The following is a 12168-nucleotide window of genomic DNA, read 5'->3' on the forward strand; positions in this document are numbered from 1 at the left end:
ATCCATGTCGGTCTACGCCATCACTGTCCCCTGCTTTGCACAGATGTTGCGCTCCCTGACGACGCTGTTAGCCAAAGGTGAGGAACGCGCCCAGGCGCTGGGTTTCGATCCGCAAAACCTGCTCGACGCGCGGCTGGCGCCCGACATCCACACCCTGGCGCGGCAGGTGGAATTCACGTGCACCCAGGCGCAGGAAGCCGTGCGTCGGCTGACGCGGCAAGCGCTGCCCCAGCTCGCCGCACCGGCCAACATGCGAGAAGCCAGGGCGCTGTTTCAGGCGAAAAACCTAAAAGCGCTCGTCACGCAGCGCCGGCATCACCAGTTCGCGCACGAACGAGGCATTCGACAGGCTCAGCAGCATACGCACGACGGCGACGACGTCATGCACGGGTATCAGTTCGCCCTCGCCCCGCGCGGCAGCGTCCGCCAGCGGCACGGCCAAGCCATCATAGGTATTCAGGTAGCCCAGCTGCAGCGCCGTCACGGCCAGTCCCTGTTCGCGGAAACCTTCGCGCAAGGCGTCGGCGATGCCGTTCAGGGCGAATTTCGACGCGCTGAACGTCACTTCCGGGCGGCCGCTCTGGCGCAGGCCGGACGTCGAGCCCGTGAGTATCAGCTGCGGCTTGTCGCTGGCCAGCAAGCGGGGCACCAGGCGCTTGAGCAGCAATATCGTCGCCGTGATGTTGGTATTGACCATGTCGACGATGGCGTCGTCCGCATCGCCGAGAAAAGCGTAGTCATCGCTGAACGCCTTTTCTTCCCACACGCCGAGGTTGTAGATCACGGCGTCCAGTGCGGCAGGCGCTTCGCGCGCGATGCATTCGACGGCCTCGGCGGGTGCCGCCAGGTCCGCCGCGATCCATTGCAGCTGCGTGCCCTGGCCGGCAGGCAAGTCGGCAGGTTGCTGGCGCGATACGCCGATGACGGCATGGCCGTCAGCGAGCAGACCATCCACCAGCGCGCGTCCCAGGCCCCGGCTGGCGCCCACGATCATGATGTTCATGCAGTACCCTTTCCAATGAAGTCAACGCTGATGATAGCGGCGTTGTATTAAGCACAGCTGAGGCTGCTCCCCCTACCCGCGCGCCTGTCACAGCATTTACTCATGCGGCGGAAATGCGTATGCTAGATCTGGCAATCTCCGATAACACACAAGAACGAGACACATGCCTACTTCCAACACCGCCGCCATCAACGCCGCAAGCCGTCCCCTCACCCAACAAGACTACAAAACCCTGTCGCTGGCCGCCCTCGGCGGCGCGCTGGAATTCTACGATTTCATCATCTTCGTCTTCTTTGCCAACGCCATCGGCCAGCTGTTCTTCCCGCCGGAAATGCCAGAATGGCTGCGCTTGCTGCAAACCTTCGGCATCTTTGCCGCCGGCTACGTCGTGCGTCCGCTGGGCGGCATCGTCATGGCCCACTTCGGCGACTTGCTCGGCCGCAAGCGCATGTTTACTCTCTCTATCCTGATGATGGCCGTGCCGACATTGCTGATCGGCCTGCTGCCGACGTATGCCACCATCGGCCTGGCCGCCCCGCTGCTGCTGCTCTTGATGCGCATCTTCCAGGGCGCGGCCGTGGGTGGTGAAGTACCGGGCGCCTGGGTGTTTGTGTCCGAACACGTACCGAGCCGTTTCACGGGCTTTGCCTGCGGCGTGCTGACGGCCGGCCTGACTGTCGGCATCCTGCTCGGTTCGCTCGTCGCGACGGGCTTGAACACCGTCTACACGCCGGCAGAAATCACCGATGGCGCCTGGCGCTATCCATTCCTGCTGGGCGGCATCTTCGGTTTCGGCGCCATGTATCTGCGCCGCTGGCTGCATGAAACGCCGGTGTTTGCGGAAATGCAGCAGCGCAAGGCGCTGGCCACGGAAATGCCCTTGAAATCCGTGCTGCGCAGCCACCGCGGCGCCGTCGTCGTCTCGATGCTGCTGACGTGGATGCTGTCGGCCGGCATCGTCGTCGTCATTCTGATGACGCCTGCCCTGCTGCAAAAGATCCACCACATCGCGCCGCGCACCACCCTGGTCGCCAATACCGTGGCGACCCTGTGCCTGGCCTTCGGTTGCATCATCGCCGGCATGCTGGCCGACCGCCTGGGCGGCAAGCGCGTGATCTTCGTCGGCTCCGTGCTGCTGGCCATCAGTACGTATATCTTCTACACCACCGTCGGCACCCGCCCCGACCTGCTGCTGCCCCTGTACGCAATGACGGGCCTGTTCGTCGGCGTCGTCGGCGCCGTGCCCTACGTGCTGGTGCAAGCGTTCCCGGCCCAGGTGCGCTTCTCGGGACTGTCGTTCTCCTACAACTTGTCGTATGCGATTTTTGGCGGCCTGACGCCCGTGGTCGTGACCCTGATGCTGAAGAACAACGTGCTGGGCCCCGCCTATTATGTAATCGGCGTGTGCGTGGTGGGCATGCTGACGGCGCTGTTCATCAAGGATCAACGGCAGACCGTGGGGCGCTAGATCCGCTCGCTTCCGGCAATCACTCCAGCTCTATTCCCCAGGCAGGCGCCAAGTGCGCCTGCCATCCATTCCAGGCTACCAGCATGCATGCCCACCATCCCGCACTGATCATCATCGACATGCAACAAGGCATGGCCAACCCCGCTGCCGAAAGCCGCAACAATCCCGCTGCGGAACACCAGATTGCCGCCCTGCTGCAAGCCTGGCGCGCGGCGCACGCCACCGTCGTGCATGTGCGCCACATTTCCAGAACGCCAGGCTCGCCCTTCTGGCCCGGTCAGCCCGGCGTAGAATTTCAGCCAGCGCTGGCGCCTTTGCAGGAAGAGCATGTCGTGGAGAAAAATGTGCCCGATGCTTTCATACACTCGGGACTGGAACGCTGGCTGCGCGTACGCAGCATCAGCAAGCTCGTCATCGTGGGCGTCAGCACCAACAATTCCGTGGAGTCGAGCGCGCGCACGGCGGGCAATCTGGGCTTTGCCACGCAAGTCGTCGCCGATGCGTGTTTTGCATTTGCGCAAGTCGATTATGCGGGCACGCCGAGAACGGCGGACGAGGTGCATGCGATGGCGCTGGCCAATTTGCACGGCGAGTATGCGCAAGTGGTGACAGCCGCGGACGCGATCGATGCGCTGTCCCGCTCTTGACCAGCGCCAGAGCCCCATCTTGCCCGCCAGGCTGTTGCCGGCACACGACATTCACGCTGAAACAGCCTTCCCCGCAAGGCCTCCCGCCCATTCCCTGCAGACATGCACAAGCTTGCGCCACCTTCGGGTGGCTTTTTTTCGCCCCGATTTGTCGCGCTGCACCAAATTCTGAAAAGGCGTTTCACATCGCGGAATTTCAGACAACAGACTCAGCCAGAAATGCTCTCACTTTTTGAAAATTCATTTCATATCATGAAAAATAATAATTAATCACTTTAAAAACAAAGACTTAATTTAAGTTATATGTCTTATATAAGACTTGAAAATCAATACGGATAAGCCTACTATTTAGTCATGCAGTTCGCATCGACACAGCGGCGCACTCGACGATTTTCTCAAACTTAGTTTTTCTTTAGGAGATACACATGTCCCAATATCAAGACGACATCAAGGCTGTTGCCGGTTTGAAAGACCAACAAGGTAGCGCGTGGAACGCCATCAATCCGGAGTCCGCCGCCCGCATGCGCGCCCAGAACAAGTTCAAGACCGGCCTGGACATCGCCAAGTACACGGCGAAGATCATGCGCAACGACATGGCCGCCTACGATGCGGACCCATCCAAGTACACCCAGTCGCTCGGCTGCTGGCACGGTTTCATCGGTCAACAGAAGATGATCTCGATCAAGAAGCACTTCAACAGCACCGACCGCCGCTACCTCTACCTGTCCGGCTGGATGGTCGCCGCCCTGCGCTCCGAGTTCGGCCCGTTGCCAGACCAGTCGATGCATGAAAAAACCGCCGTCACCAGCTTGATCCGCGAGCTGTACACCTTCCTGCGCCAGGCCGATGCCCGCGAACTGGGCGGCCTGTTCCGCCAGCTGGACGCTGCCCAAGGTGCTGAGAAACAAGCTATCCAAGCCAAGATCGACGGCCACGTCACCCACGTCGTGCCCATCATCGCCGACATCGACGCCGGTTTCGGCAATGCCGAAGCAACCTATCTGCTGGCGAAACAGTTCATCGAAGCGGGCGCCTGCTGCATCCAGATCGAAAACCAGGTATCCGACGAGAAACAATGCGGCCACCAGGACGGTAAAGTCACGGTGCCGCACGAAGACTTCCTGGCCAAGATCCGCGCCATCCGCTACGCCTTCCTGGAACTGGGCGTGGACGACGGCATCATCGTCGCCCGCACCGATTCGCTGGGCGCCGGCCTGACCAAGCAGATCGCCGTCACCAATGAACCAGGCGACCTGGGCGACCAATACAATTCCTTCCTCGACTGCGAAGAAGTGTCGGCCGACGCGCTGGGCAATGGCGACGTCATCATCAAGCGCGAAGGCAAGCTGCTGCGTCCTAAACGCCTGCCGAGCAACCTGTTCCAATTCCGCGCCGGTTCCGGCGAAGAGCGTTGCGTGCTCGACTGCATCACCTCCTTGCAAAACGGCGCCGACCTGCTGTGGATCGAAACGGAAAAACCGCATATCGCGCAAATCGGCGGCATGGTCAGCGAAATCCGCAAGGTCATCCCGAACGCCAAGCTGGTGTACAACAACAGCCCGTCGTTCAACTGGACCCTGAACTTCCGCCAGCAAATCTTCGACGGCATGAAAGCGGCAGGCAAGGACGTGTCCGCCTACGACCGTGCCCAGCTGATGAGCGTGGAATACGACCAGACGGAACTGGCGATCGCCGCCGACGAGAAGATCCGCACCTTCCAGGCCGACTCGGCCCGCGAAGCCGGCATCTTCCACCACCTGATCACCCTGCCGACCTACCACACGGCAGCCTTGTCGACGGACAACCTGGCCAAGGAATACTTCGGCGACCAGGGCATGCTGGGCTACGTGGCCGGCGTGCAGCGCAAGGAAATCCGCCAGGGCATCGCCTGCGTGAAACATCAAAACATGTCCGGCTCGGACATCGGCGACGATCACAAGGATTACTTCAGCGGCGAAGCGGCGCTGAAGGCGGCTGGCAAAGACAACACCATGAACCAGTTCTGAGCTTTTGGTTTGACTGTACAGTGACAAAAGCCCGCTTCGGCGGGCTTTTTTCGTTAACCGAACGGCAATCCCTCTTGCTGATGAATGTTAATGCTTGATAGGCATACCGCGAATCGATAGCGCCGATGCTAACGGCAATCGATATCGATATCGTTCTATCCGGCCGTACTGCCATTCCTGTCATTAAATTCGTAAAAATTAATTAATACTGCCGTTCATCCAGCTCGACAGTGTTATTTCACCGCTGCATTGCAGCCCCTTCCTGCATTTCCTCTATTTGCCGATGACAAAGCCTTAAAAAATTATTGATCATTTATTTCTCCGCAAGGTCTGGTCTGGCGAAGCCGAAGATACGGTGGAGCGCGGGATTGCCTGCCGGTCCAGAAGGAATTGATTGGGACGCCATGGCCGGCTGGAAGCGGGTGTCCCTTATCCAGTGCCCGCCTCCCTGCTGCCGGGTTTATGCAAGCGGCTGGCTGAAAATTGGCCGGACCGGAAAGTATCGAGGATTTTCCCCGAAACTTTATGTGAAATATCGGCTTGACCGCCCTTGATAGGGTCTCATCCTTCAAGATATGATGACAAAAAAATTGATTTTTGGAAATATACACAATACACCGACATTTCGCTCCCGCACTTAAAAAGCTAAAGCGAAATATTTTGCAACCGAGCGAGAGACGCTCAATAAGAAACACTCAATACAAAGGATTTTCAAGCATGGCAAATGATTTAGACGAAGTAACTGGCCCGATAAATGAGCAGGGGCGCGACATCAACGTCATCAGCAAGCAGATTTCCGTCCAAGTCGGCACCGGGTCGCTCATATTTGAAATCGCCCTATGGACCGTCCTTCCGCTGATCGGAGGCTTGGCGCTGCTGACCGGTGCGTTGCCGCAAACGTACAGCTTGGCACTCCTGGTGCTGGGGGCACTGCCAGGCCTGGTCTTCCTGTTCATGAAGATCTCCGCCCTGGCGTATCTGCGCAAGCTGCAGCAGAAAATCCAGGCCGATGCTTCACAGATCGACAATTACCTGGAACAGCGCGTCGTCGTCCTGAACAACGTGGTTGGCCTGGTCGCAAAAGCGATCGACCTCGACAAGGACGTGATGAAGTCGGTAGCAGCTTACCGGAGCGGACAGAACCCCGATGCCGAACGCAATCAGGCATCCCAGAAAATCGACGGGATTTTTTCCCGCATCAGCCTGGCGTGCGAAGCCTATCCGGATCTGAAGGCACAAGCCGTCATCGCCGACGCCATGCGCCAAAACAGTTATCTGCAAAAGGAAGTGACCGCCGCGCGCACGCTGTATAACGATACCGTCGGCATGTGGAACCAGGACGTCTTTGCCTGGCCGACCAAGCAGATCGTTGCGGCGCGGCAAGGTTATACCACCCGCATTCCTTTCACTGCCTCCGCCGAAACCAAGGCTGCCGCCCGGAGCGTCTTCTTTTGATCAACGACGTCCATGAACCATTGGAGCAGTATTCTTCCCATTTCAAAAATGCTCACGCCAGCAATACGTCGGACTTTTTCGAAGACCTCGTGCGCCAATCCGGCGTGGACGAGAACGCCAACATCACGACGGTGCAGGAACTACGCGTGCTCGAAAAGCAGGCCGCTGGCGCCGGTTCCAGCAACAAATGGTGGCGTATCCTGCGCGGCGCCAGCATCGTGGCCGCGTTACTGGCGGCACTCTATATCTACGCCTATCACGCATGGCCATGGCTCATGGTCCCGGCGATTGCGCTTGCCGCTGCGATTCATACGCTCAACCGCATCATCAACGATTCCGACGCGCAGTTAAAGCGGCTGCAGGATGCCTGCGACGAAAAGCGTGCCGTGGCCTGGGGCCAGATGGTGCCGCTGAACCGCCTGTACGACTGGGATATCGTGGCGAAGCTGATGCAACAAACAGTGCCTCGCATCGCATTCGACCCGTATTTCAGCAACGGCCGCATGGAAGAGCTGCGCAACAGCTTTGGCTGGTATGGCAATCTTGGTGAGAACCACTCGATCGAGTTCTCGCACAGCGGCGTACTGAACGGCAACCCGTTCATTCTTGCACGCACCTTGTCACACTCGATGGGCAGCAAGACATACCATGGCTCGCTGGCTATCAGCTGGACGGAACAGTACCGCAATTCGCAAGGCAAATCGGAAACCAGAACCCGTCACGAAACTCTGCGGGCATCGATCGAGCGTCCGATGCCCGAGTATGAAAACCAGACGTTTATCGTCTACGGCAACGAAGCGGCGCCGGATCTCGTGTTCAGCCGCCACCCGTCAAAACTCTCCGACCTGGAAGACGGCTTCCTCGACAAATGGCGGAAGAATCGCGCCATCAAGAGACTGGAAGAAAAGTCCCGCGATGTCGACGAGGGGCATACTTTTACGGTGATGGCCAACCGCGAATTCGACGCCTTGTTCGATGCCACGGACCGCAACCATGAAGTCCAGTTCCGGCTGTTGTTCACGCCATTGGCGCAACAGGAAATGCTCAAGCTGCTCAAGGATAGTCAAACAGGTTTTGGCGACACCTTCGTATTCGAAAAAACCCGCATGATCAACGTCCTGGAATCGGGACACATGCGCGCTACCGATATCAGTGGCGCACCGGAGAAATTTCTTGCCTACGAACTCGCCCAGGCGCGCATGTTTTTCAACGCCTATCACAACGATTTCTTCAAGTCGTTCTACTTCGGGATCGCCCCGCTGCTTGCCATCCCCTTGTACCAACAGCATCGACCGCACTCGGACATCTATAAAGACACGTATTCGCACAAACCCTGTTTCTGGGAGCATGAAGCGATTGCCAATTACCACGGCGAGGCGATGTTCAAGCATCCCGAGTGCGTCACGCGAAGTATCCTGAAGACATCCATGCAACAGGAGGCCGACGGATCGCAGAAAGTGCAGGTAACGGCCAGCGGCTTCCGCAGCATCGCGCGAACCCACTACGTCTCGGTGAGAGGCGGAGATGGCCGCTCCCATCAAGTTCCAGTGCATTGGGACGAGTACTTCGAGGTCGAGAATAGCGCCAACATGCTGGTAAAGGAAACGGCTTCGCCAGGCAACACTGCTGCGGATGAAGTCGCGTTGCCGCCGGCGTTTTCACAGCGTGGCATCGATGCCGGGAAGACCGTGCTTCGCCGCTCGATTGTTTCGGCGGTTTTGGCTGGTTAGGGCAGCTTCGCGGATTGCAGTGGCAGAAGTTGACCGCTTTAGTATGAAATCATAAAGCTGTGTGCCGACATAGACGCGGGGTCAGGTCCGCCATTTGGACACGAACTGTTGCGCTAGGTGCCGTAAAAACATGCTCACTCACAAAGCTGATTAGAACCACGAACGCGCGCCACAGGCGCGCGAGGCTGCCGCGCAGCGGTAGCAGTTGGTCGATTCGGAAAGGGCCGGTAGGCCTGATCCTTCGAATCTCCCGCGCAGAGCGCGCAAGGTGAAGCAGAGAATTCGCAGAGCATCGCCCTGCGCCAGCGGAACGAAGTGCTTCTCTCCACGTACAGATGAAAAAAAAGCTACCCGAGGGTAGCTTTATGTTTTTTCGAGAGGGGGATTCACACCCTAGGTCAGAACCCGCATATATCCTAGATTATGGCAATTTGAAATTTTCATGTAACCCCAAACATCCCCTTCTGACATATATCAGCCGCTTGGAAGCTTCTGCTCTACCATTGAGCTACACCCGAGAAGCCTGCATTTTAAGCGGGTTTCACCGCTATTGGCAACGTTGCAGCGTGGTTTCTGTGGTCGAAAATACAATGGCCGATTTCACCGAGCTGTGATGGCCACTGCAGCGGGCGAGACCAAATAACTAGATCTAGCTGTCAGCCGACCATGCTGAAGAACTTTGCAATCGCCTTACGGAATCTAGTGACTTTAATACAAAATCATTATTGGGCTCTAAGTGTCGCCAAAATTGAAGGCGACCATATAACCGCTCCATATACAGCGGATCGCGCTTTCCGATCTTCTCCGTATGCGTAAAAAAACCATTTTTTAATAAATAATGTACTTCTTTTCGGATTTCTCTCTTCTTATCTCTTGGCAGCTTTATTTCCGATTCGACCACAGAAACTCCAACTATTACTCTCTTGCGCTTTCTAGTACTTAAATAAGTTTTTTCAGAATTTAAATCAAACCCATACGATTTTAAAATATTCTCAATAGTTTCTACCAATGAGAATGCAACATAATCACCAGAAAACACTAAATTATCAGCGTAACGTGAATATTTCACATTATTTGCGCTAGCCAAACTCAAAAATCTTTTATCAAAACCTAGAGAAATAATATTACTCAGCCCTGGACTCGTTGGAGCACCTTGAGGAAGTTTAGCACTATAACTACATATTTTTGCAAGGTACAAGCTAATATTTGGCGGATAACCAATTTTTCTGAATACGCCGTAGATGTTTTTAAGTGTTATTGATGGAAAAAAATTCTTAATATCAAGATGTAATAGCGAACACTTACCAACATGCTCTTTCGCAAATGTCACCACAGATCTATTTCTAACAAAACCGTGAGCAGCAGGACTCAATGGAATGTTATCTAAGATATTTTTCTTTATCCATTGCTGAACAACCATCAGGGAAGGCTGTGGCGCAAGAATAATTCTTACTCCACCAGAATTCTTTGGCATGGAAAATTCATGATAGTAATCATCAGGAGACTCAAGAATTTTCGCTAGCAAAGAACGTTCTATTCCAACCAATGATGAAAAGTGTTCAAAGTCAAAAATAGGAGGAAGATTTCTTGCTATAAAATCAGTAACATAGATAGTTGCTGCAGCTAAGGTTGACTGGTTTCTTATACGCTCTCTGAGCGCAGCAACCCATCGGTCTATTTTTATATCAGTATTTAGCATAAGAACTAAAATTAGGTGGAGGTGAGGAGACTACCATTCCTTCATTTGACTCCGAAAATGCGGGGCCCTTGGGCCCTGACGTTTTCGTGTAACGCTTCAGAGCGTCACACGAAATCCCGTCAGGGATTCAAGGGCTAACGCTAGCTTTAATCAGTGAGGCGAATACACCTCAACGTACTAGTCTCCAACACGCTCCATTTAGGATACTAATACATTTTTCAGTTTTTTGGTACAAGTTTATCGAAAAAATTCTTTGATATATAGCGACGCTTCGGTACATATGGATCTAAAACTGGCTCTCGCGAACGTACATAGCTACAAGGTGGGTTTCTCCACGCCATGTCAACCTTGCGCATGAATATTTCTCGCCTATTTTCAACGACCCAGATTCGCCCAAAAATCGTAAGAGAAATAAGCATTGTCTCTGGATTAAAATCCACTACACCTATCGCTTGAAGTTTACGAATCGATGTAAGTATTTTAGCAGGCAGCAAATTATATTTTTTATAAAATCTATAAATATCTACTTCATCATATGACTCGAATAATAAAAGCAATATCTCACGATCGGCAACACCCCAGCTCATGCCGCACCCCGACTGAGTAATACTTTCCTAAATCTTCTTTGCTCGGATTTACCCCACCAAAATAACGGGAATACATTATTTGAAACGTTATAAGGTTCATGATAATATAAAGCTTCGCTCTTTTTATAACCAAATCGATAATCAGAACTCAGTTCCTTCAAGGTTTTCTCAAGCGCATTCATATCCACGATTGCATCAATCAACTGGTCGCCAACATAGAAATCGCTAATTCCCTTATGAAGCCAAGTTGGGGAAAAATAATCAACATTAAGCTCATCTAGTCGAGGTTTAGAGAGATTTAAGCTTGCCATGCTGCATATATATAATTTCACATTAATGGATTTCGCTTTTAAGGTGTCTCTAACCCACTTAATTTTTCTTGAAATCTTCTTCCCAGTTCCTATAAAGTCATCCACCAAAACTATATTTTTGTAACTATCGTTTAAATCAGCGACGCTAGTGATGTGTCCGAAGAAATTAGCATCGCCCCAACCTTGTTCCCTAGAAAATTTCTGCCCCATCGCTTTTAATAAAAAATGAGAGCCGTCAGACTCATTTTTATCCGCAATGGCTACAATTGCAGTTGTCTCAGGTGCCATCGCCCACCCAATAGTTATTTGATCAGAAATCAATTTCGCACTTGTGCCAAGATCAGAACTGTTCGAAAACTTAAATCGCTTCAATAAGTCTAGGATTAAGTTTTGTTGCCGCTCTGTCTCGCAATCGTTCAATATTTCGATGACCTCTTCATCTCTTTGCGCAAGCCATGGTCGCGACGATACCAACTTAAACACCGCTCGAAACAGTTTTGCGTCAATATTTTTTGGCAGCCATAATTATCCAAATTTTTACTTCTATAATAGTATGAAAAGCATACTCGAAGCTCAGGCCAGAAATACATTACTTTTCATTTACCGATATTCAGTACACGATCACTTTTTTTAAATCTAGAATAACCTTCCATGTGTTCGCTGTAGATATTTTAAGGCGCTTTCACAATCTTTATCATATGGCAATTTTTCATTAAAGTCTGGCATAATTATTGAACATACAGTTCCAAGCTTAGAAATATACAGTATCCTTTAAAAATATAGATTTACTGAAGAAGTAATTTCTAAAATTTTATACCGTATGCTTGTTAGGGTTACAGACAAAAAAGAGGAAGATTTCAAGCTGAATAAGTTAGGGTTACGTCAGCGAATACCGGAAAACTGGGAAGATAATAATATATTGGCACGACATAGAGAAGCAAATATCAAGCACGTAACTTGGCTATCTAAAAAATCAGACAAACATCGTAAATATTTCTTTCGATCACGATCCTAGAAAAATTTAGTACTCCTAGAAATCGATTTTAAGACGTTTAGAAGGGGTTTCATTTCATCTCTGCACATCGATGCATATTCCTCAAACTCCACGCCTTTAGAATTGTTTCTAGTCTATTTAAGACTGGTCTGCAATCATGACTGCGCAACAACACTCCTCTCACCCAAAAGCGGACAAAACCGTTACCAAGATTCTCCTTTTCGATCCGTTATCGCCTACGTTGTGCAGGCCACTCAACAATCCTCAT

The 12168-nt window shown here is 52.8% G+C and carries 9 protein-coding genes and 1 pseudogene; 6 read left to right on the top strand and 4 right to left on the bottom strand.

Translation table 11 applies throughout. The features are described 5' to 3' along the window. Positions 1-43: 43 nt before the first annotated feature. Positions 44-220: pseudogene (locus tag AC54AG_RS13345) on the top strand (DUF1993 family protein); the annotation flags it as partial. A gap of 66 nt (positions 221-286) precedes the next feature. Here the strand turns inward: AC54AG_RS13345 and AC54AG_RS13350 are convergent. Further along, positions 287-1003 (bottom strand): SDR family oxidoreductase, encoded by a 717-nt coding sequence (locus AC54AG_RS13350; RefSeq protein WP_496630606.1) that lies wholly within the window; start codon positions 1001-1003, stop codon positions 287-289. Between the two features lie 163 nt (positions 1004-1166). Between AC54AG_RS13350 and AC54AG_RS13355 the strand changes: the two genes are divergently transcribed. The 5 genes from AC54AG_RS13355 to AC54AG_RS13375 all read left to right on the top strand — a co-directional run bounded on the left by AC54AG_RS13355 (position 1167) and on the right by AC54AG_RS13375 (position 8309). Then, positions 1167-2471: an MFS transporter gene (locus AC54AG_RS13355; RefSeq protein ID WP_139090201.1), complete on the top strand. Its 1305-nt coding sequence runs from the start codon at positions 1167-1169 to the stop codon at positions 2469-2471. Positions 2472-2554: 83 nt separating this feature from the next. After that, a complete protein-coding gene (locus tag AC54AG_RS13360) occupies positions 2555-3118 on the top strand; it encodes a cysteine hydrolase family protein (RefSeq protein ID WP_496630607.1) in 564 nt (187 codons plus the stop codon). A 425-nt stretch (positions 3119-3543) separates the two neighbouring features. After that, positions 3544-5124 carry an isocitrate lyase gene (locus tag AC54AG_RS13365; RefSeq protein ID WP_034760061.1) on the top strand — a complete coding sequence of 527 codons (1581 nt, stop codon included), beginning with the start codon at positions 3544-3546 and terminating at the stop codon, positions 5122-5124. 717 nt (positions 5125-5841) lie between these two features. Then, positions 5842-6579, top strand: a complete 738-nt coding sequence (locus tag AC54AG_RS13370) for a LemA family protein (RefSeq protein WP_046685382.1) — start codon at positions 5842-5844, stop codon at positions 6577-6579. Beyond that, the gene (locus tag AC54AG_RS13375) at positions 6576-8309 is read left to right on the top strand and encodes an MAG1210 family protein (RefSeq protein WP_496630608.1); all 1734 of its coding nucleotides are present in this window, start codon (positions 6576-6578) and stop codon (positions 8307-8309) included. The genes AC54AG_RS13370 and AC54AG_RS13375 overlap by 4 nt, the downstream gene beginning before the upstream one ends. Before the next feature lie 649 nt (positions 8310-8958). Here AC54AG_RS13375 and AC54AG_RS13380 read toward each other — a convergent pair. The 3 genes from AC54AG_RS13380 to AC54AG_RS13390 form a co-directional block, all read right to left on the bottom strand. Continuing rightward, on the bottom strand, positions 8959-10008 hold the full coding sequence (locus AC54AG_RS13380; protein ID WP_496630609.1) for a reverse transcriptase domain-containing protein: 1050 nt from the start codon (positions 10006-10008) through the stop codon (positions 8959-8961). A gap of 218 nt (positions 10009-10226) precedes the next feature. Beyond that, positions 10227-10595, bottom strand: a complete 369-nt coding sequence (locus AC54AG_RS13385) for a hypothetical protein (RefSeq protein WP_496630610.1) — start codon at positions 10593-10595, stop codon at positions 10227-10229. Next, on the bottom strand, positions 10592-11389 hold the full coding sequence (locus AC54AG_RS13390; RefSeq protein WP_496630611.1) for a phosphoribosyltransferase-like protein: 798 nt from the start codon (positions 11387-11389) through the stop codon (positions 10592-10594). The genes AC54AG_RS13385 and AC54AG_RS13390 overlap by 4 nt, the downstream gene beginning before the upstream one ends. Positions 11390-12168: the final 779 nt, after the last annotated feature.

Source organism: Janthinobacterium sp. BCJ23 (assembly GCF_059617945.1).